The organism is Plantibacter sp. PA-3-X8 (assembly GCF_003856975.1).
GTDB lineage: Bacteria > Actinomycetota > Actinomycetes > Actinomycetales > Microbacteriaceae > Plantibacter > Plantibacter auratus.
Map to the genome: position 1 here is coordinate 2,788,989 of NZ_CP033107.1, position 19,996 is coordinate 2,808,984.

General features: G+C 69.8%; 14 protein-coding genes. 7 read left to right on the forward strand and 7 right to left on the reverse strand.

Annotated elements, in window-relative coordinates:
- Entirely contained in the window at positions 1-1,299 is a 1,299-nt protein-coding gene (locus EAO79_RS13215; protein ID WP_124769267.1) for an MFS transporter, read from the reverse strand.
- A gap of 60 nt (positions 1,300-1,359) precedes the next feature.
- The gene (locus EAO79_RS13220; protein ID WP_079705839.1) at positions 1,360-2,007 is read right to left on the reverse strand and encodes a bifunctional 4-hydroxy-2-oxoglutarate aldolase/2-dehydro-3-deoxy-phosphogluconate aldolase; all 648 of its coding nucleotides are present in this window, start codon (positions 2,005-2,007) and stop codon (positions 1,360-1,362) included.
- A gap of 91 nt (positions 2,008-2,098) precedes the next feature.
- On the opposite strand from EAO79_RS13220, the gene EAO79_RS13225 reads away from it, so the two are divergent.
- The gene (locus tag EAO79_RS13225; RefSeq protein ID WP_124769268.1) at positions 2,099-2,890 is read left to right on the forward strand and encodes a DeoR/GlpR family DNA-binding transcription regulator; all 792 of its coding nucleotides are present in this window, start codon (positions 2,099-2,101) and stop codon (positions 2,888-2,890) included.
- A gap of 115 nt (positions 2,891-3,005) precedes the next feature.
- Positions 3,006-3,383: a thioredoxin gene (gene trxA, locus EAO79_RS13230; protein WP_056006082.1), complete on the forward strand. Its 378-nt coding sequence runs from the start codon at positions 3,006-3,008 to the stop codon at positions 3,381-3,383.
- A gap of 20 nt (positions 3,384-3,403) precedes the next feature.
- Here trxA and EAO79_RS13235 read toward each other — a convergent pair whose 3' ends face one another.
- The 5 genes from EAO79_RS13235 to EAO79_RS13255 are packed head-to-tail and all read right to left on the reverse strand — an operon-like array spanning position 3,404 to position 11,923.
- Positions 3,404-5,794, reverse strand: a complete 2,391-nt coding sequence (locus EAO79_RS13235) for a glycoside hydrolase N-terminal domain-containing protein (protein ID WP_124769269.1) — start codon at positions 5,792-5,794, stop codon at positions 3,404-3,406.
- Positions 5,794-7,092, reverse strand: coding sequence for a glycoside hydrolase family 27 protein (locus EAO79_RS13240; RefSeq protein ID WP_241160878.1), 1,299 nt, complete (start codon positions 7,090-7,092; stop codon positions 5,794-5,796). Before EAO79_RS13240 ends, EAO79_RS13235 begins: the two co-directional genes overlap by 1 nt.
- A complete protein-coding gene (locus EAO79_RS13245; RefSeq protein WP_124769270.1) occupies positions 7,089-8,624 on the reverse strand; it encodes an alpha-N-arabinofuranosidase in 1,536 nt (511 codons plus the stop codon). The genes EAO79_RS13240 and EAO79_RS13245 overlap by 4 nt, the downstream gene beginning before the upstream one ends.
- A gap of 37 nt (positions 8,625-8,661) precedes the next feature.
- A complete protein-coding gene (locus tag EAO79_RS13250) occupies positions 8,662-10,872 on the reverse strand; it encodes an alpha-galactosidase (protein WP_124769271.1) in 2,211 nt (736 codons plus the stop codon).
- Positions 10,873-10,924: 52 nt separating this feature from the next.
- Positions 10,925-11,923 carry a LacI family DNA-binding transcriptional regulator gene (locus tag EAO79_RS13255; protein ID WP_124769272.1) on the reverse strand — a complete coding sequence of 333 codons (999 nt, stop codon included), beginning with the start codon at positions 11,921-11,923 and terminating at the stop codon, positions 10,925-10,927.
- 258 nt (positions 11,924-12,181) lie between these two features.
- Here EAO79_RS13255 and EAO79_RS13260 point away from each other — a divergent pair, with 258 nt between their 5' ends.
- The 5 genes from EAO79_RS13260 to EAO79_RS13280 all read left to right on the forward strand — a co-directional run bounded on the left by EAO79_RS13260 (position 12,182) and on the right by EAO79_RS13280 (position 19,982).
- Entirely contained in the window at positions 12,182-13,441 is a 1,260-nt protein-coding gene (locus EAO79_RS13260) for an ABC transporter substrate-binding protein (protein WP_164486943.1), read from the forward strand.
- Positions 13,442-13,523: 82 nt separating this feature from the next.
- Positions 13,524-14,483 (forward strand): carbohydrate ABC transporter permease, encoded by a 960-nt coding sequence (locus tag EAO79_RS13265; RefSeq protein ID WP_079705845.1) that lies wholly within the window; start codon positions 13,524-13,526, stop codon positions 14,481-14,483.
- The gene (locus EAO79_RS13270; protein ID WP_079002436.1) at positions 14,483-15,376 is read left to right on the forward strand and encodes a carbohydrate ABC transporter permease; all 894 of its coding nucleotides are present in this window, start codon (positions 14,483-14,485) and stop codon (positions 15,374-15,376) included. The genes EAO79_RS13265 and EAO79_RS13270 overlap by 1 nt, the downstream gene beginning before the upstream one ends.
- Positions 15,373-17,727 carry a beta-glucosidase gene (locus tag EAO79_RS13275; RefSeq protein WP_124769274.1) on the forward strand — a complete coding sequence of 785 codons (2,355 nt, stop codon included), beginning with the start codon at positions 15,373-15,375 and terminating at the stop codon, positions 17,725-17,727. The genes EAO79_RS13270 and EAO79_RS13275 overlap by 4 nt, the downstream gene beginning before the upstream one ends.
- 2 nt (positions 17,728-17,729) lie before the next feature.
- Positions 17,730-19,982, forward strand: coding sequence for a beta-L-arabinofuranosidase domain-containing protein (locus EAO79_RS13280; RefSeq protein ID WP_124769275.1), 2,253 nt, complete (start codon positions 17,730-17,732; stop codon positions 19,980-19,982).
- The last annotated feature ends 14 nt before the right edge of the window (positions 19,983-19,996 follow it).

A 19,996-nucleotide genomic window follows, 5' to 3' on the forward strand; every position in this document is an offset into this window, starting at 1 on the left:
CTACGCCGTCACGGCCGCGGCCGGACGTTCCTTGACGAACAGTCCGTACGACAGCGCGCCGACCAGGAGGAGCACGCCGCCGATGAGGAAGACGAGGGTGTAGTTGCCGTCCGTCGCCGTGAGGATCGCCCCGGTGACGACGGGTGCGACGGCCGCCCCCATGAATCCGCCGAAGTTCTGGATCGCGCCGAGCGAGGCGACCTGGTTGGACGGGGCGATGTCCGAAGCCAGGGTCCACAGGCAGCCGATGGGGACCTGCGATGCGAAGTACCCGACGGACAGCAGAGCGACGGCGAGGGCGGTGTTGTCCACGTAGGCGACGGGGAGCACGCTCGCGGCGGCGAGCAGCGCGCCGCCGACGATCGGGATCTTCCGGGCGCGGACGGTACCGACGCCCCGCTGCACCAGACGGCTCGAGAGCCATCCGCCGAAGACGACGCCGACGATGCCGCAGAGGAACGGGAGCGAAGCCAACCATCCACTGTCGGCGAGGCTGAAGCCGCGGGCGGTCTGGAGGTAGCTGGGGAGCCAGGTGAGGTAGACCCACACGGTGTAGAAGATGCCGAAGGCTCCGAGCACCATGAACCAGGTGTTGCGGTGCTTGAACAGCTGGCCCCAGGCGACCTGCTCCACCGTGGCGACCACGCGGGCCTCGGCCTCGGCGCCCTTGATCATCGACTGTTCCTTGAGCGTCGGATCGCGGTAGATGCGGAGCCAGACGAGCGCGATGACGATGCCGAACGCACCGACGATGATGAACATGCCTCGCCAGCTCATGGTGAGCAGGAGGAAGGTGAGGAGCGGCGGGGCGATCGCGTTGGCGATCTGCGAGCCCGTGTTCACGAGGGACACCGGGAGCGCGCGCTCCGACTTGTTGAACCAGCGCTCATTGACCTTCAGCGCGGAGGTGAAGAACGGCGACTCGGCGATGCCGAGGGCGACGCGGGCCGCGTACAGGAAGCCGAACGAGTTCGCGGCGGCGGTCACCATCGAGACGAGCGACCACGCACCGGCGGCGAACGCGAACATCTTCTTCGGACCGAACTTGTCGACGAGGAAGCCCGCCGGCAGGTTCGCGATGGCATAGGGCCAGGAGAACGCCGACAGCAGCAGCCCCATCTGGAGGGCGTTGAGTCCGAACTCCTGAGCGATCGTCGTGTTCGCCACGCTCAGCGTGGATCGATCGAGGTAGTTCACGACCCCGCCGAGCACGAGGAACCCGACCAGGAACCAGCGGATCCGGACGGTCTTCTTCTCGGCCTTGGTGAGGACCGGTGCCTCGCTGTCGATCTGGCTCATGCCATGCACTCCTTCGTGTGGTGGTGGGTACTGCGTCGCGCTGGGCGCGAGGAACGGGTGTCAGGCCCGAGCGGCGGCGATCGCCGCGAGGAACTCCTCAGCTGCCCGGGTGACCTTGCCGTAGTCGCCGTCGGCGCGCGCCGCCTTCGTGACCGCGCTGCCGACGCCCACGGCGACGGCCCCGGCGGCGAACCAGGTCCCGACGTTCTCGGGTGTGGCTCCGCCCGCGGGGAGGATCGGTGCCTGCGCCAATGGCGCCCGGACCGTCTTGAGGTACTCGGGTCCGGCGATCTCGGTGGGGAACAGCTTGACGATGTCGGCGCCGGCGGACATCGTGTCGACGATCTCGGTCGGTGTGAACGCCCCGCTGATCGAGACGGCCTGGTAGCGCGCTGCGGTGCGGATCATGCCCTCGTCGAGGTTGGGACTCACAAGGATCCGGGCGCCGGCCTGGATGCAGGCGAACGCGGCCTCGGCGTCGAGGACGGTCCCGGCGCCGATGGCGACACCCTGATCGGCGTACTCCTCGGAGAGGGTGCGGATGGCGCCCAGGGCGTCGGGGACGGACAGCGTGATCTCGAGGGCGCGGAAGCCGCCGGCGATCGCCGCCCGCGCGACCTGGATCGCCTCGTCGGTGCTGTCGAGGCGCAGGATGAGGATCGCGCCGGTCTCGTGGATCGTGCGGAGGACGTCGTATTTGGTAAGCATCGCGGATCACATTACCCCATGGATTCACACAGATTCACATATCGTCTCAAATTCACGACGATCGATCTCTGCGGACCGATAGGCTCGCGGCATGAGTTCCTCCTCGCCCCTGATCCCGGAGCAACGCCACCAGGAGATCCTCCGCCTGTTGCGGAGCGCGGGCGTGTTGAGCATCCGGCACATCGTCGAGCTCCTCGGTGTCTCCCACATGACGGTGCGTCGCGACATCGCCGCATTGGAGGAGGGCGGTCAGGTCGTCTCGGTGCAGGGCGGCGTCAGATTGAGCGAACGGAGCGGATCGGAACCACCCCGGGAGCGGGCGTCGAGAGCGGGGCTCGAACTGCCGCGGAAGCGTGCGATCGCCGAACTCGCCGCCGGCCTGGTCGAGGACGACATGGTCCTGTTCCTCGACGCCGGCACCACGTGCGAGGCCGTCGTCCCGTTCCTCGCGGACCGACGGAACCTCACCGTCGTCACGAACGACTTCCTGGTGGTCACGACACTCCTCGACCACCCGGGGATCGAGACCATCCATACAGGGGGCGTCGTCGACGTCTCCAGCGGATCGTCCAGCGGGGCCCTCGCCGCGGCGACCCTGGGCGCCGTCAACCTCGACGTCGTCTTCCTCAGCACGGGGACCTGGGATCTCGCACACGGCGTCACGACGCCGGTGTCCGACAAGGTGGTGCTGAAGCAGGCGGCGATGGCCGCCGGGTCGAGCTGCGTGCTACTCGCCGACAGCACGAAGTTCGGAACGTTCGAGCGCTTCAACGTCACACCACTCGACGGGCTCGACGCGGTCGTCTCCGACACCGATCTGCCCGAGGACGTCGCCGAGTCGCTCACCGACATCGGGCTCGACCTGCGCCTCGCCGCCGTCTGACGTCACGATCGTCGTGCCACCGACTCCGCTGCGGTAGGGGAGGACGGCCCGTCGTCCGCGGGTAGGCTCGTCAGTCGGATGCGACGCGTCCGACCACCGATCCGAAGGACACACGATGACCACGCAGGAACTGACCATCTCGAACTTCGAGGACACCGTGTCGGCCGAAGGCATCGTCCTGGTCGACTTCTGGGCAGAGTGGTGCGGGCCGTGCAAGGCTTTCGGCCCCGTCTTCGAGCAGTCGAGCGAGCAGCACCAGGACGTCGTGTTCACCAAGGTCGACACTGAGGCGAACCAGGAACTCGCGAGCGGGATGCAGATCACGTCGATCCCCACGCTCATGGCGTTCCGCGACGGCGTGCTCGTCTTCTCGCAGGCCGGCGCCCTCCCCGCGCCGGCACTCGAGGACCTCATCTCGCAGGTGCGCGGTCTCGACATGTCCGAGGTGCACGCCGCCATCGCAGCGGCGAAGGCCGAGGCACAGGCCGAGTAGCCGACGTCCGGAGGAGGCGGTCAGTCCTCCGGATCGCCGGGCGGACGCGCGAACCCGAGCCGATGGACACCGGGCTCGTCGAGCCTGATCCGCCGCCGCCCGGCCGGCGCGCCGTCCTCCAACCGGGTCGGCAGTGCGCCGCGAGGGCCCGTGATGGCGATCGTCGAGCCGTCGTCCGGCAGCTCGACGAGCACGCCGCCGGCCGTGAGAAGCAGGGTCGCCGCGACGGGGCGATGACGGCTCCACTCGACATCCGCGACGTGTCCACCCCGGACCCGGAACCCTCGGAACCGTCCCGCCGACCACTCGGCCGGGAGGGTCGGCAGCAGCGACAGGACACCGCCGTGCCCCTGGACGAGCAACTCGACGACACCGGCCGTCCCACCCAGGTTGCCGTCGATCTGGAACACGTCGTCGAGGTCGCCCATCGGGTGCAGGTCGAGCAGCGAGGCCGATGACAGCGGACCGAGCAGCGTGTCGAGCGCCTCGGACGCGAGCCCTGGATCACGGAGTCGTGCGGCCAGGCAGAGGACCCAGGCCATGCTCCACCCGGTTCCGCCACCGCCGTTCGTGAGTCTCCGTCGCAGTGCGCGTCGGGCTGCCTCGAAGTGCTGGGGCGTGGCCGATTCGGTGATCCGGGTCCCCGGGTATAGGCCGTACAGGTGGGAGAGGTGTCGGTGGCCGGGCTCGGTCGGCTCCCGCTCCTCGGCCCACTCCAGGAGTGTTCCGTCGCGGCCGACCTGCGGCAGTCGGAGGGTGGCCACGGTGTCGCGTGCTCGAGCCAGGAGCCCGACGTCCGCGATGCCGTCGCCGAGCCGCTCCGCGAGGGCGAGGTACTCGCGGAGGCACTCGTGCGCCAGCTCCTGGTCCATCGCCACGCCGGCCGTCACCGCCGCCGTGTGATCCGTGTCGACCACGAACCGGTTCTCCGGTGAGGTCGACGGACTCACGACCAGCGATCCGGCGGCATCCGTGACGACCATTCCCAGGACGAACGAGACCACCGGCTCGACGGCCTGCAGGACGGCGACGCGTGCGGCGTGATCAGCACCGCCGTCGTCCAGACGGCGGTGGAGGTGCGCGACGAGCCAGGGGAGCGCGCTCGGCCAGTTCGCCCAGTGCGCGTCGAGCGGCACGGCGTCCGTGTGCCGCCAGAGGTCGCTGTTGTGGTGGGCTGCCGCCCCGTCGAGGCCGTAGGACTCGCCGGCGGTGCGCTGCCCGGCGTCCACCAGTTCGCCGATGAACCGGGTGAGTGGCTCGACCAGGTCACCCAGGCCGGTGCTCTCCGCCGGCCAGTAGTTCATCTGGAGGTTGATGTTGGTGGTGAAGTTCGCGCTCCAGGGTGGCCTGACCTGATCGTTCCAGACCCCCTGGAGGTTCGCCGGTTCGGTCCCCGGTCGGGAGCTGCCGATGAGGAGCGCCCGTCCGAGGTCGAAGTACCGCTCCGCGAGGTCGGCCGACGCGGACGCCGATGCCGAGAGGTCCAGATCGACGCGGTCGAAGAGCGACCGATGGTCGGCGACGTGCCGATCGAGCAGCGCTTGCCCGGTTCGCCGCAACGCACGCAAGACCGTCCCCTGGGTGTGCTCCAGCAGCGTCGATGGGTCACCCAGCGGTCGATCTTGCCACCCGCGGTGTCCGGAACGCGCACCGGCGACGAGGCGGAACCCGCCCGGGATCGGCTGCACCGCGATCGACAGCGCCCAGGCCATGCCTGCGTCGACGAGACCGTCGGCATCCGGGACGTCGGTCGGGTAACGGATGGCCTCGTCATCGTCACCGCCGAGATACGAGGGTCGCACGCTCGTCGGCGCACGGCCGGTCGCCGACCACCACCGGGTGTCGCCGACCGTGTGCTCCTCCGTCGTCGACGGGTGCGGCGTCGCGAACCCGACCCTCGGTTCACGGACACCGTCACCCAGCAGCTCGACGACCAGCACATCGTCCACCGCCGACACGAACGCGTGGAGTGCGACCGCCTCGCCACCGCTCGCGGACGTCGTCTCGACGACGCCGCGCGCGAGATCGGAGGTCCGAGTCGAGCGCGAACCGCCGTCGGGCGACGCGTAGTCGATCGTGAGGCGGCCGAGCGGCTGGAAGGACTCGGTGAACGTGGTTCCGCGCAGTGCAGCCGAGCGGGCATCGGCCGCCACGGGATCGCCGTCGGCGATCGCCCGGCGCACGGACTCCAGAGGACTGGGAAGCGAGCGGCCCGCCGGCCCGTCGCCAGGACGTCGCGGACCTCCCGACCACAACGTGTCCAGGGACAGGTCCATGCCCTCCCGTCCGGGCACGCCGTCGAGCGCCGCGCCCAACGTCCCGTTCCCGATGAGGAACCGATCGACGAACCGGGTGGCCGGTCCGTCGAGTTCGATTCGATGACGCTCGACGCGCTGCTGTCGGTGATCCATCAGTGGTCGAGTCGGAGCAGTACGGCACCATGCGCGGGCAGGGCCGTGTCGACGGCACCGTCGACGACCGGCAACGGCCGACCACTCCACAGCTCCGTGACGGACGATCGATCGGCGCAACCGAGATCGGCCAGGTGGACCCGCAGCTCGGTGTCCGCATCGCCGAGCCAGAACACCGCGCGCCACCGGGTCTCGCCGAGCTCAGCCGCCCAGACGACGAGGTCGCCGTCGCGGATGATCTCCCGGCTCCCGTCGCTGCCGAGCAGTGCGAGCACGTCCGGGTTCGTCAGGAGCGCGAGCGTGTGCGCCGAGGTGTCCGGGAGGTGGCCGCCGAAGAAGAGCGGCGACCGGCCGATGCACCAGAGGGTCATGAGCGTCCGTTGTTCGGCCAGGGTGAGGCGGCTCAGCCGGTCCGAACCGACGTGGGCTCGGATGCCGATCCGCCCGAGCGGGAGCATGTCCGCATCGGCCCACGCCCCCGGACGCTGGAGGGGCGCCCAGCGGGCCAGGCGCTGGAACTGTTCGCGTACCGCCGACCAGTCGTCCCAGAGGTCGTCCGAGATCCGCCACAGCTGCGCCGTCGATCGAAGGGTGTCGAGGTGCTCGGTCGAAAGTCGCTTCCCCGGGGACAGGCTGAGCACCATCGGTCGACCGGTCGCGTCGATCGCGCGCGAGATGGCCTCGATCTCGGCGGTCTGGATCGGTGGGTAGAGCACGTCGTCGAGCTTGACGAGGTCGACACCCCACTCGGCGAGCTGCGCCATGACCGAGTCGTAGTAGGCCTGGGCGCCGGGGGCGGTCAGGTCGACGCCGACGTTGTCGGGATTCCACGGGCAGACGTTCGTCGGATCCGCGATCTCCCCGCAATGGGCGGTCGAGCCGAGGATCGGCAGCTCGAGGTCGACGGCCCGCCGCGGCACGCCTCGCATGAGGTGCACCCCGAAACGGAGCCCGAGCGCGTGCAGACGGTCGGCGAGCGCGCGGAAGCCGCCCGACGCCGCAGACGGGAACCGGTTCGGCGCGGGTTGCGGTCGGCCCCAGGCGTCGAGCGTCGGCTGGGAGATGCGCTCGTAGTCGCCGACGCCGGGCGCCGGTTCGTACCACTGGATGTCGACGACCACCGTGTCCCACCCGACGGGCAGCAGGTGCTCGGCCAGGAACGCGGCGTTGGCAAGTACCTCGGCCTCCGTGACGGACCCTCCGAAGCAGTCCCAGCTGTTCCAGCCCATCGGCGGGCGGTCCGCCCGCGCCCGACGTGCTGCACGCACCTCGGTGACCGCGATCTCCACCTCGCTCATGGAGCGACGACCTGAGCCGTGATCGTGGCGAACGAGTGCGGTGGGAGCGTGACGCGAAGACCCGTCGGTGTGACGTCGAGACCCGTGAGCGGTCGCGGTGACACGGCGTCGGTCTCACCGGGACGGTTGTGGGCGTCGGGCCGCGCAGCGGTGAGCAGCCGGCCGTGCGGCTCGACCACGGACCCGCCACGGACGTCGACCTCGATGACGAGTGGCGCGTCGAGGTCGACGTTCGTCAGCGAGCAATGGAGGACGCCGTCCTTGACGCTCGCCGAGGCGGAGACGGTCGGGATGCCACCCGCGTGTGCGGCGTCGGCGTCGCGGACCGGCCCGACCACGTGCGTCGGGAGGGACGTGGCGTCCTGGTGCGGGCTGTTCATCTCGAAGACGTGAAAGGTGGGCGTCCGGACCATCTCGCCGCCGTCGGGATCGGTCAGGAGCATCGCCTGCAGGACGTTGACCGTCTGCGCGATGTTGGCCATGCGCAGCCGGCCCGCGAAGCGGTGGAACACGTCGAAGTGCCAGGCCGCGACCATGGCGTCGCGGATGGTGTTCTGCTGGAACAGATGCCCGGGGTGCGTGCCCGGCTCGACGTCCCACCAGGTGCCCCACTCGTCGAGCACCATGCCGAACCGTTCCTCCGGGTCGTACACGTCCATGACGGCGGCGTGCGACGACAGCAGCTGCTCGACGCCCTGTGCTGCGGTGATCGTGCTCCAGTACTCCGCGGCGTCGAACCCGGTCGCGCTGCCCTTCGCCTTCCAGCTGCCGCCGATCGTGTAGTAGTGCACCGAGACGGCTTCCCAGGGGGTCGCCGAGAACGGGTGGGTGGCCACGTCGGCGACGACCTCCATCAGCGTCTTGGTCCAGGCCACGTCGAACCCGTCGGCGCCGGCGGCGACCCGGTAGAGCGGGACCTTCCCGCCGCTCTCGCAGAAGGTACCGAACTGGCGTGCCAGGTCCGCGTACGCGCCCGCGCGCAGGTTGCCACCGCACCCCCAGGGCTCGTTTCCCAAGCCCCAGAACGGGACGTCCCAGGGCTCCTCCCTGCCGTTCGCCCGACGCAACTCGGCCATCGGGGTCTCCCCGGCACCGGTCAGGTACTCGATCCAGTCGGCCATCTCCTGCACGGTGCCCGAGCCGAGGTTGCCCGAGACGTAGGCGTCGGCACCGAGGAGCTCGCACAGCTCCATGAACTCGTGGGTGCCGAACGCGTTGGTCTCGCTCGTCCCGCCCCATTGCGTGTTGACGAGCTTCGGGCGGTCCTCACGAGGTCCGATGCCGCTCGTCCAGTGATAGCGGTCCGCGAAGCAGCCGCCCGGCCAGCGGAGGTTCGGGATGCGCAGTTCGCGGAGCGCCTCCACGACGTCGAGCCGGATGCCGCCGACGTTCGGGACGGGCGAGTCCTCGCCCACCCAGAAACCGTCGTAGATGCCGCGCCCGAGGTGTTCCGCGAAGTGGCCGTAGACGTGTCGGCTGATCGTGGGTCCTGGCCGGTCGAGGTCGACGGTGACGGTCGCAGTGGAGTCCATGGGTGATGTGGTCCTGTTCTGTGCAGCGGGTCGTGGGTCAGACGGCGGTCACGAGGATCGTGATCGCGCGGTCGGGCTGGAAGGTGGGGAGGTCGAGGCCGATCACGGCGAGCTGGCCACCGCTCAGCACGGGCGCCGCCGCGAGCGTGGCTGGGTCGGCGTCGAGTGGCGGCGCATCCCGGAGCCACTGGGGGATCACCCAGCGCGGGCCGAGGGAGTCGTCCTGCGCGACGGCGAGGCGGTAGTGACCGTCCGGGCGGAGTCCGGGGAGGCGGACCCGACGACGGGAGTCGGCCGACCGCGGGGGAGTCACGAGGGTGTACAGCGCGGTGGTGCCGTCCTCCGCGACGACCCCGCGCAGGGTCGGAGCGTCGTCGTCCCACTCGCCGTCGCCGACGACGCGGCCGGTGGCGATGAGTCCGCGATGACGCGTGAACACGGTGATCCACCTGGCGAGGGTCGTCCGATCCGCATCGTCGAGCTCGCGCAGATCCCACTCCACGCCGAAATGCCCGAGGAGGGCGACCGCGCACCGGGTGTGGAGCGTGTGCGTGCGTCCGGTCGTGGCCGATCTGGCCGAGGCCACGTGCGACCCGAGCATCTCGGGCGGGACGAGGAGCCCCGTCCACCGGAGCATCCGGGCCCGCTCGATCGGGTCGTGGTTGTCGGAGGTGTGGACGCGATCGGACCGCTCGAGGATGCCGAGGTCGACGCGGCCTCCGCCCGACGCGCAGCTCTCGATCTCGAGGTGCGGGTGCCGCGATCGCAGCTCGTCGAGCAGCCGGTAGAGGGCTTCGGTCTGGTCGTGCACGGCCGCCCGCCCGGTCGACGGATGCCCGGCATCGACGAGGTCGCGGTTGTGGTCCCATTTCAGGTACGCGATCCCGAGCTCGCCGACCACTGTGTCGATGGCCTGCAGGATGTGGTCGAAGGCCGCCGGATTGCCGAGATCGAGCACCTGCTGGTGCCGGACGGGCGACGGGAGCTCGTCCCTCGCCCGCAGGATCCAGTCCGGGTGCTCGCGTGCGAGGTCGGAGTCCTCGTTGATCATCTCGGGTTCGAACCACAGCCCGAACTCCATGCCGAGCGATCGCACCCGGTCGGCGAGTGGCGCGAGACCGTCCGGCCAACGCTCGGGGTCCGGTGTCCAGTCGCCGAGGCCGCGGGTGTCGTCGTGACGTCCGCGGAACCATCCGTCGTCGAGCACGTAGCGCTCGACGCCGATGGCCGCGGCCCGGGTCGCCAACTCGGAGAGGACGTCGAGGTCGTGATCGAACAGGACCGCCTCCCAGACGTTCATGGTGACGGGGCGCGGACGCCGAGCCGCCCGCGAGGTCGAGCGCAGCCAACGGTGGTACCGCGACGAGGCGGCATCGAGGCCGACGCCGTGGGCCCCGTACACCCATGGGGTCCGGTGGTCCTCGCCGGGGCCGAGTCGGACCTCGCCGGGCAGGAGCAGTTCGCCGCCACGGAACGCGAGGTGTCCGTCGGTGCGTTCGACGCCGATCGTGTGGTTGCCGCTCCAACCGACGTGGCACAGCCAGACGTCACCGGTCCGGCTGTCGAACCCCGGTGTTCCGATCGCGGTGACCCCGGTGGCGTCGAGACCGGGGCGACCGTGCCGCGACTCGCGGAGGTGCGTCCCGGTCGTGACCGGAAGCCGCTGCGGCAGCTTCTCGTTGCCCCACCGACCGGCGAAGTCGAGGATCTCCCGAGCCGACGTCGGGACCGGGAGGGCCGGCACGACACCCTCGATCTCCAGGAGGTCGTCGCCCCGGTTCGTGACTGTCACGCGCGTGCGCAGCAGGCCGGTCGGTGTCAGTTCGATCGCCACGAGGAGAGCGATGCGGGTCTGGTCGTCGACCGCGGTCACCTCGACCAGCGCGGCGCCGCACTGCCGCACCTCGCCGGCCGGGAGGGCCGCCCCGTCGACCTCGACCGAGGCCACCTCGAAGCGCGACGACCAGGCCGTCCCGGCGCGATGCGCCCGGAGGCCGGGCAGACCCGACCAGCCCGACGCGTGCTCGGGCAACAGGCTCGGCTCGTACGGCGCGTCAGATCCGTCGACGAGGTCGCCGCGCACGGTGGCTGTGGACGCGGCCAGCCACTCGAGGTCGTCGGCATCGACGGCGGCTCCCCAGTGCGCGATCGTCGGGAGGCGGGTCCCGTGCTGGACGAGGACGACGGAGACGCCGTCGCACTGCAGATGGACGACGCGGTGTTCGGGCGTCGCTGAGAGGTCGGACATGGTTCCTCCGAAGCGGTCGGTGAGGCGGGTGTGACGGCCGGTGGGCCGAAGGTCAGGCGGAGTCCCGGACGACGAGCGTCGTGTCGAGCCAACGCGGTGCGGTCGTCCGGCCGGCGATGAGCTCCATGACGAGTTCCGCGGCGACCCTGCCCATCTGCTCCAACGGCTGACGGACCGAGGTCAGCGGTGGCTCCGCGGTTGCCGCGACGACCGTGTCGTCGAATCCGACGAGCGCGATGTCGTCCGGGACCGTGCGGCCACTGGCCTCGAGGACGCGCATCGCGCCGACCGCCATGAGGTCGGAGCCCGCGAAGACGGCGTCGAGGTCCGGGTACCGGGAGAGCAACCGTGCCATGGCCGACGACCCGCTCGGCATGGTGAAGTCGCCTCGGGCGACCGCACGGGTGTCGAGGCCGCGTTCGGTGAGGACGTCCCGCCAGCCTCGGACGCGGTCGCTGGACGCGGCCATGTCGGCGGGGCCCGAGATGACGCCGATCCGCGTGCGGCCGAGTGCGATCAGGTGTTCGGCCGCGAGCCGACCGCCGGCGTAGTTGTCGGAGTCGACGAAGGTGACGTCCTCCGTGTGCTCACCCATCGGGCGGCCGACGAAGACGATCGGGAGGTCCACCGAGGCGAGCGCCTGGGTGATGGTGCTGATCTCGTGCTGCAGGATCACCACCGCCCCGTCCACGTAGTGCGCCGCCAGGTAGGCGACGAGCGCGTCGAGTTGGCGCGGGTCGGCGAGGAAGAGCGCGGGCTGCTGGGCTGCCGACAGGAGCGCGGCGGTGGCGCCCTTGAGCGGTGCCGCGACGAACGATCCGGAGAACGGTTCGAGCTCGCCCGCCGCGAGGACGATCGCGACCGCGCCCGTCCTGCCTCCGGCGAGCGACCGGGCTGCGACGTTCGTGCGGTAGGCCAGTCTCGCGGCCGCTTCGCGCACCGCGACGACCATCGAGGCGTCGACCGTCGAGGCGCCGGCGAGGACCCGCGACGCGGTCGCTCGGGAGACGCCGGCCTCTCGGGCGACGTCGACCAGGGTCGGTTTGCGCATCCTCGCTCCTTTGCGATCGTCCACCTGCCGGTGGTCTGGCAACGAGCATCGCAGAATCCGAGAGAGCGGTCTCCGAGTTGCGCAATATTGCCCTGGTGCCCTGGAACCCCGCTGCCTATGGTGATCACCACGCCCGAACGGTCCGGATGCTCCCCGATCCAGTCGACATCGGCGCGAGCCGGAGAGCGATCTCCGGCCGGTGACCGCAACGTAGCGCGACACCGCGGAACACGATCCCGCATAGGAGGGGGATTTCCAGTGAAATTCCGTCTTGCAGCAGCAGCAACCGTCGCCGTCATGGTCGGCGCCCTGGTCACCGGTTGTTCCGGGTCCGGCGGCGGCGATGACAAGACCTTCCAGTTCTGGTCCTTCACGGGCATCAACCAGAAGGCCGATGTCGAGAAGTACAAGGAAGCGCACCCCGACATCACCGTCAAACTCACCGAGGTCGGCAGCACGCAGGAGACCGCCCAGGCGCTCACCGCAGCGCTGGCCGGCGGTAAGGTCCCCGACCTGGTGCTCATCCAGGGGGACGACATGCCCAACTTCGTCGCGAACCCCGACAACTTCGTCGACCTGAGCACGATGGGCGCCGACGACATCTCCGGGGACTACCTGCCGTGGGTCTGGGACCAGGCGGTGGCCCAGAACGACGCCGTCATCGGGGTACCGACCGACGTGGGCGGGATGTCGATGGCGTACCGCGCCGACCTCTTCGAGGCCGCCGGCCTGCCGTCCGACCCGGACGAGGTCGCGGCGCTCTGGCCCACCTGGGACGACTTCATCTCCGTCGGCCAGCAGTACGTCGCCGCCACGGGGAAGCCGTTCCTCGACAACGCCGGCACCTCGGTCTTCTTCCAGACTGTGAACCAGGTCGACGAGAAGTACTACACGCCCGAGGGCGAGCTCGTGTACGACACGAATCCGCAGGTGAAGGAGGCGTTCGACATCTCGATCAAGGCGATCGAGGCCGGCATCACCGCGAACGTCCCCGCATTCTCCACCGGCTGGAGCACGGGCAAGACCAACGGCGCCTTCGCCGCGATGGCAGCTCCGTCCTGGATGCTGAAGAGCATCAAGACGGACGCGCCCGACACCTCCGGCCAGTGGCGCGTGACGACGGTGCCCAAGGTCGCCGGCAACTGGGGCGGCAGCTACCTCGCCATCCCGAAGCGCGCGGCGAACCCGGAGGCGGCCTGGGCCTACATCAAGGAGATGCAGTCACCCGAGTCGCAGCTGAAGAACTTCACCGACACCGGCGCCCTGCCCAGCACGGTCTCCGCGTACGAGTCCACCGCGATCGCCGACTACACCGACCCGTTCTTCGGCGACTCGAAGATCGGTGCCGTGCTCGGCAAGTCCTTGCAGGAGTTCAAGCCGTTCTTCAACGGTCCGGAGACGGCGACGATCGGTTCCGCGATGATCAACACCGTGACGGACGTCGAAGCCGGCAACACCCCACCGGACAAGGCCTGGGACGTCGCGATGAAGGCCGTGAAGGACGCCCTCGGCGGCTGACCCGACGGCCCCGTCCACCCGTCCGCTCCGACCCGGGGCGTTCCGGCCGAGCAACACGCCGGAACGCCCCTGAAGGATCATCGTGACCACACACATCGCCCCACCTCGGCTGCTGCCGAAGCAGTCGCCACCCGGTATCGGGACGCGGATCCGCAACACCCTGCCGGAACGCTTCGCCCCCTACGTCTACATCGCCCCGTTCTTCCTGATCTTCGCCGTCTTCGGCCTGATCCCGCTCCTGTTCACCTTCGTGGTGTCCCTCTTCGACTGGAACCCGATCGGTCAGCAGACCTTCATCGGCTTCGACAACTTCACCAGGCTCGCGGCCGACCCACGGTTCTGGAACGCGATGCTCAACACCTTCGCGATCTTCATCATCTCCACGGTGCCGCAGCTGGTCATCGCCCTGGGCCTCGCCCATCTGCTGAACCACGTCCGCCTGCGCTTCGCCACCGGGTTCCGGATGGCGATGCTCGTGCCGTACATCACCTCGGTCGCCGCGACCACGATCGTGTTCGCCCAGCTGTTCGACCGTGACTACGGGCTCTTCAACTACCTCATCAGCTTCTTCGGCGGTGACCACGTCGACTTCCTCAACGACAAGGTCGGCTCGTGGTTCCTCGTCGCGCTCATGGTCGTCTGGCGGTGGACGGGCTACACGACGCTGCTGTACCTGGCGGCACTGCAGGCGATCCCTCGCGACGTGTACGAGGCGGCCGCCGTCGACGGTGCCGGTGGATGGAAGCAATTCGTCTACATCACCATCCCGTCGTTGCGTCCCATCATCGTGTTCACGATCGTCACCTCGACGATCGGCGGGCTCCAGGTGTTCACCGAACCACTGCTGGTGAACCCGGCCACCGGCCTCACCTGCGGTGCGGCACGACAGTGTCAGACGCTCACGCTGTTCCTCTACGAGCAGGGCTTCGGTCAGTTCGAGTTCGGATACGGCTCGGCGATCGGCGTCGCGCTGTTCGTGATCGTCGTCCTCGTCGCCCTGCTGAACTTCTTCCTGTCCACCCGCACCCGAGGAGGACGCTGATGTCCGAGACGCTCAACTCCACCCAGCTGATGGCGAGCGCGACCTCCGCCGGCCGGAAACGGAACGGCGGCCGGATCGGTCGCATCCCCTGGTACACCTACGTCCTCCTCGTGTGCGCCGTCGTCGTGAGCATGTTCCCGCTGTACTTCATGTTCGTCGTCGCGACCACGGACTCGGCGACGGCGACCACCCTGCCACCGCGGCTGTACCCGGGCGACAACCTGTTCCACCTCGTGGGGCTCGTGCTCGAGACCGTGCCGTTCATCCAATCGATGATCAACAGTCTCATCGTCGCGCTGTCGATCGGCGTCGGATCGGCCCTGCTCTGCGCCCTGGCCGGGTTCGCCTTCGCGAAACTGGAGTTCCGCGGCCGCAACGCGCTGTTCATCCTCGTGGTCCTCACCATGACCGTGCCGACGCAGCTCAGCGTGATCCCGCAGTACCTGATCATCTCCGCGCTCGACTGGGTGGACACCCTGCAGGCACTCATCGTCCCCGGCCTCGCGAGCGCGTTCGGCATCTTCTGGATGCGTCAGCACATCTCGAGTTCCGTGAGCGACGAGCTGCTCCAGGCGGCGAGACTCGATGGTGCCAACACCTGGCAGATCTTCTGGCGGATCGTCTTCCCGGTCATCCGACCGGCGGCGTTCGTCCTGGGACTGCTCGGCTTCGTCGGATCGTGGAACGACTTCCTCTGGCCGTTCATCGTCCTGAAGTCGCCCGAGATGTACACGGTCCAGATCGCGATCAAGGCCCTGCAGTCGCAGCGGTCGATCGACCTCGGCCTGGCGATGGCCGGGTCGTTCCTGGCCACCATCCCGCTGCTCATCGCGTTCATCTTCGTCGGCAAGCGCATGGTGACGGGGATCATGGACGGAGCGTTCAAGGGATGACCCTGCAACACGACGGCGTCACGCCGACCACGTCGGGCATCGTCCGCGGCGTCTGGAACGACCGACGGGCGTCACCCGACGAGCGGGCGCGAGCACTCCTCGATGAGATGACCCTCGAGGAGAAGGTCGGTCAGCTCGGTTCGGTCTGGTTCACCGACACGGCGGGCGACTTCGCGCCGAGCGTGGGTGGCTCCGACGACCCGGCTGCGCCGACATCGGCGCCCACCGGCGACTTCACGGGTGGCCTCGGGCAGTTGACGCGCATCTTCGGGACCGAACCGGTGACGGTGGCCGAGGGTGTCGATCGCCTGCGGGAACGGCAACGGCAGGTCGTGGCCGGCAACCGGTTCGGCATCCCCGCGATCGCACACGAGGAGTGTCTGACAGGGTTCGCCGCGTACGGTGCGACCGCCTTCCCGACGCCGCTCGCCTGGGCCGCCTCGTTCGACGAGGAGCTCGTTGAGCGGATGGCTGAGGCGATCGGAGACGACCTCCGTTCGGTCGGTGTCCATCAGGGACTCGCGCCGGTCCTCGACGTCGTCCGGGACTACCGCTGGGGCCGGGTCGAGGAGACGCTGGGAGAGGACCCCTACCTCGTCGGCCAGCTCGGCGCCGCGTACGTGCGTGGTCTCGAGCGGTCCGGGGTCGTGGCGACGCTCAAGCACTTCGCCGGCTACGCCGCGTCCCGAGGCGCGAAGAACCACGCCCCGGTGAGCATGGGGCGCCGCGAGCTCGCCGACGTCGTGCTTCCGCCGTTCGAGACGGCGATCCGGCTCGGGGGAGCGCGAAGCGTGATGAACGCCTACACCGATCTCGACGGCGTCCCCGCCGGTGCCAGTGTCGAATTGCTCACCGGCATCCTGCGCGACGACTGGGGTTTCGACGGCACCGTCGTCGCCGACTACTGGGCGATCCCGTTCCTGGCGACCATGCACCATGTCGCGAGCGACGCGGCGGAAGCCGGCGCGCTCGCCCTCACCGCCGGGATCGACGTCGAGCTCCCGGAGACCGCCGGCTACGGCGCCGTCCTCGTCGGGCTCGTCCAGGACGGGGCGCTCGACGAGCGGCTGGTCGACCGGGCCGTGCTCCGGCACCTGCGGCAGAAGATCGAGCTCGGCCTGCTCGACGGGGGTCCGCTCGTGCCGGAGCACGCCGCATCGACCGATCTCGACGGCCCCCGCAACCGCGCCATCGCGACGCGTCTGGCCGAGGAGTCGGTCGTCCTCCTCCGGAACCGCGCCGTCCTCCCACTCCAGACCGCCGCGCGCATCGCCGTGATCGGGCCGGCGGCCGACCAGTTCCGCAGTCTCGTGGGCTGCTACGCGTTCCCCAACCACGTGCTGTCGAAGCACCCCGGGCACGATCTCGGCATCACCATCCCGACGATCCTGGACGCGGTGCGTACCGAGTTCCCCGCGGCTGACATCGTCGTCGAACCGGGATGCAGCATCACCGGGACCGGTCAGGAGGACGTTCCGGCCGCCGTCGAGGCCGCCCGTTCAGCCGACGTCGTCGTGCTGGCCGTGGGCGACATCGCGGGCCTGTTCGGCGATGGTACTTCGGGAGAAGGCTGTGACGCCGAGGACCTGCGCCTCCCCGGGGGCCAGCACGACCTCGTGCTCGCCGTCCTCGCGACCGGGACGCCCGTCGTCCTGACCGTGCTGTCCGGGCGACCCTACGCACTGGGGGACTACGACCGGGCCGATGCACTGGTCCAGGCGTTCTTCCCCGGTCAGGAGGGCGCGGCGGCCGTCGCGGGGCTGCTGTCCGGCCGGGTGCAGCCGAGCGGACGGCTCCCGGCGCAGATTCCTCGCTCACCGGCCATGCCGGGCACCTACCTGCAGCCACCACTCGGTCTGGCGTCCCGCGGGATCAGCGTGCTCGACCCCACACCGCTCTTCCCGTTCGGTCACGGCCTCACCGCCGGGGACGTCCGTTACCGCTCGCTCATGAGCGCGGCGGAACTCGCCGTCGACGGTGAGGTCCTCGTCGACGTCACGGTCGAGAACGTGGGTGTCGACGACGCCGTCGAGGTGATCCAGCTCTACGGCACGGATCCGGTGGCCTCCGTCGTGCGTCCCTCGGTCGAGCTGCTCGCCTTCGCACGTCTCACGGTCACTGCCGGGACGTCGGCCACGGTGCGGTTCTCGGTGTCGGCCGACCGCGTGTCCTTCACCGGCGTCGACGGCCGCCGGGTGGTCGAACCGGGGACCTACGTCCTGTCCGCCGGGCCGTCGGCACTCGAGCGTCCGCTCACCCACACGATCGAGGTGACCGGCAGCCGGCGGGAGCTGGTCGGGCCGCGCGAGCTCCGCGTGGACTGGCGGCGCGTCGACGCGAGGAAGGCCTGACCATGCCGTTCGTCCCGATCTCCCAGGTCACCCTCACGGGTGGGCCCCTGTTCCAGGCGCAGGAGGCCGACCGCGCGTACCTGCGAGCCCTCGAGCCCGATCGCCTGCTCGCCCCGTTCCTCCGTGAGGCGGGCCTGGAGCCTCGGGCGGCATCGTACGACGACTGGGAGGTGCGCGGACTCGACGGCCACACCGCCGGGCACTACCTCTCGGCCTGCTCCCTGATGGTCGCCTCCACCGGGGACGACGTCCTGCGCTCCCGGCTCGCGTACACGGTCGCCGAACTGGCCCGCGCACAGGACCACCTGGGGTCCGGGTACGTCGGTGGCGTCCCTCGAAGTACCGAACTCTGGTCCGAGGTCGCAGCGGGGATCACCGAGTCGACCTTCCGCGCCGGCCGTTGGGTGCCCTGGTACAACCTGCACAAGCTGTACGCCGGTCTCATCGACGCGGCCCGATTGACCGGGAATCATGTGGCACGGGACGTCGTCCTGCGCCTCGCCACCTGGTGGGAGGAACTCGCCGCCGGGATCGACGACGAGCACTTCCAGCTCATGCTCGAGACGGAGATCGGCGGGATGAACGAGGCGTACGTCGACCTCTTCGACCTCACGGGCGATCCCCGCCATCTCGCGATGGCGGCCCGCTTCACGTCGACCGCCCTCAGCGAACCGCTGTCGCGCCGGTCCGACGAACTGACCGGCCTGCACGCCAACACCCGCATCCCGCAGTTCGTCGGGTTCGCCGCGCTCGCCACACGAAGCGGTGATCCGGCCCTCGCCCGCGCGGCTCGGTTCGCGTGGGAGACGATCCTGACCCGGCGCACGGTCTCGATCGGCGGCAACAGTGTCCGCGAGCACTTCCACGCCATCGACGACTTCACCCCGATGACCGAGGATCGGGAGGGGCCGGAGACCTGCAACAGCTACAACCTCATCAAGCTGGGCCGACGGCTCAGTGCCGACGAGTCCGACCCGGCGATCGCCGACGCGCTCGAACGGATCCTCTTCAACCACCTCCTGTCATCGCAGCACCCCGAGCACGGAGGGCTCGTCTACTTCACCTCGATGCGACCCGACCACTACCGCGTCTACTCCTCGCCGGAGCACAGCTTCTGGTGCTGCGTCGGGACCGGCTTGGAGAGCCACGCGAAACACGGTGAGTCGCTGTACCGGTTCGACGACGACGCGGTGTCGGTCGAGCTCTTCGCGCCCTCCGTCATGCGGCTCCCGGAACTCGGTCTCGAGCTGGAGCAACGGACGGCCTTCCCGTCGGACGGCGTCGTCGGACTCACCCTCGGGCTCACCGGCTCGCGGCGGTTCCGTCTCCGCGTCCGAGTCCCCGGGTGGAGTGATCCGACACCCGAGGTGTTCCTCAACGGCGCTCCGGTCACCGCCGAACTCGAACGCGGCCATCTCGTCCTGGATCGTGAGTGGAGCGACGGCGACACGGTGTCGTTCGAGCTCACCATGGGCGGTCGTGCGGAACCGTACCCGGACGGCTCGGACTGGACCTCGCTCCTCTGGGGTCCGTCCGTCCTGGCCGCCCGTGGCGAGTCGTTGCCGACCGTGGTGGTGCTGGCCGGACGCGCCCACGCCCCGCATACCGCCGTCGGCCCGCTCACCCCGCTCGCCTCGGCACCGATCGTCCCGCGGTCGGCTGTGCCCTACCGGGACGCCGACGGGCGACTCCGGATCGACTCCGACCGAGGACCGATCCCGTTGGAACCCTTCGCCGGGCTGCACGACGCGCGGTACACCGTCACGTTCCCCGTGGCGTCCACGGCGGACGAGGATGCCGTCGCTCGGCGCCGCACCGCCTTGGTCGAGCGGGACCGACGCGCCGCGAGCATCGACGGACGGACGGTCGACCGGGTCGCTCTGGGCGAGCAGCAGCCGGAGGCGGATCACGGATTCGAGGGAGTGGCCAGCGCCAGCGGCGCGGTGGGTGGTGTCCGCTGGCGGAGCACGGCCGAGCGTCTGTCCGTGACGCTCGTCGACCCGCATCTCCTCGGCCGGGTCGTCAGAGTGACCTGGCTGCACGACCCGGCGGGCCACGGTTTCACCCTGGAGATCGACGGCTCGCCGGTCGCTCCGCAGGAGGGCGGGCGAGACGACGACCTGGAGTGGGCGGAGTACCCGCTGACGCCGACCAGCGCCGGGTGGGGTGTCCGGCGGTTCGCGCTCGTCGCGCAGCCGGATCGCGAGACCCCGCGGTGCACCGAACTCCGAGTGCTGACCGCCGAAGGCGCCTGACCACCGAGACCGGC

What these genes read in the sequence shown, in the direction of transcription:
- EAO79_RS13215 (WP_124769267.1), bottom strand. Translation starts at nt 1,299, where the DNA reads ATGAGCCAGATCGACAGCGAGGCACCGGTCCTCACCAAGGCCGAGAAG.
- EAO79_RS13220 (WP_079705839.1), bottom strand. Translation starts at nt 2,007, where the DNA reads ATGCTTACCAAATACGACGTCCTCCGCACGATCCACGAGACCGGCGCG.
- EAO79_RS13225 (WP_124769268.1), top strand. Translation starts at nt 2,099, where the DNA reads ATGAGTTCCTCCTCGCCCCTGATCCCGGAGCAACGCCACCAGGAGATC.
- trxA (WP_056006082.1), top strand. Translation starts at nt 3,006, where the DNA reads ATGACCACGCAGGAACTGACCATCTCGAACTTCGAGGACACCGTGTCG.
- EAO79_RS13235 (WP_124769269.1), bottom strand. Translation starts at nt 5,794, where the DNA reads ATGGATCACCGACAGCAGCGCGTCGAGCGTCATCGAATCGAACTCGAC.
- EAO79_RS13240 (WP_241160878.1), bottom strand. Translation starts at nt 7,092, where the DNA reads ATGAGCGAGGTGGAGATCGCGGTCACCGAGGTGCGTGCAGCACGTCGG.
- EAO79_RS13245 (WP_124769270.1), bottom strand. Translation starts at nt 8,624, where the DNA reads ATGGACTCCACTGCGACCGTCACCGTCGACCTCGACCGGCCAGGACCC.
- EAO79_RS13250 (WP_124769271.1), bottom strand. Translation starts at nt 10,872, where the DNA reads ATGTCCGACCTCTCAGCGACGCCCGAACACCGCGTCGTCCATCTGCAG.
- EAO79_RS13255 (WP_124769272.1), bottom strand. Translation starts at nt 11,923, where the DNA reads ATGCGCAAACCGACCCTGGTCGACGTCGCCCGAGAGGCCGGCGTCTCC.
- EAO79_RS13270 (WP_079002436.1), top strand. Translation starts at nt 14,483, where the DNA reads ATGTCCGAGACGCTCAACTCCACCCAGCTGATGGCGAGCGCGACCTCC.
- EAO79_RS13275 (WP_124769274.1), top strand. Translation starts at nt 15,373, where the DNA reads ATGACCCTGCAACACGACGGCGTCACGCCGACCACGTCGGGCATCGTC.
- EAO79_RS13280 (WP_124769275.1), top strand. Translation starts at nt 17,730, where the DNA reads ATGCCGTTCGTCCCGATCTCCCAGGTCACCCTCACGGGTGGGCCCCTG.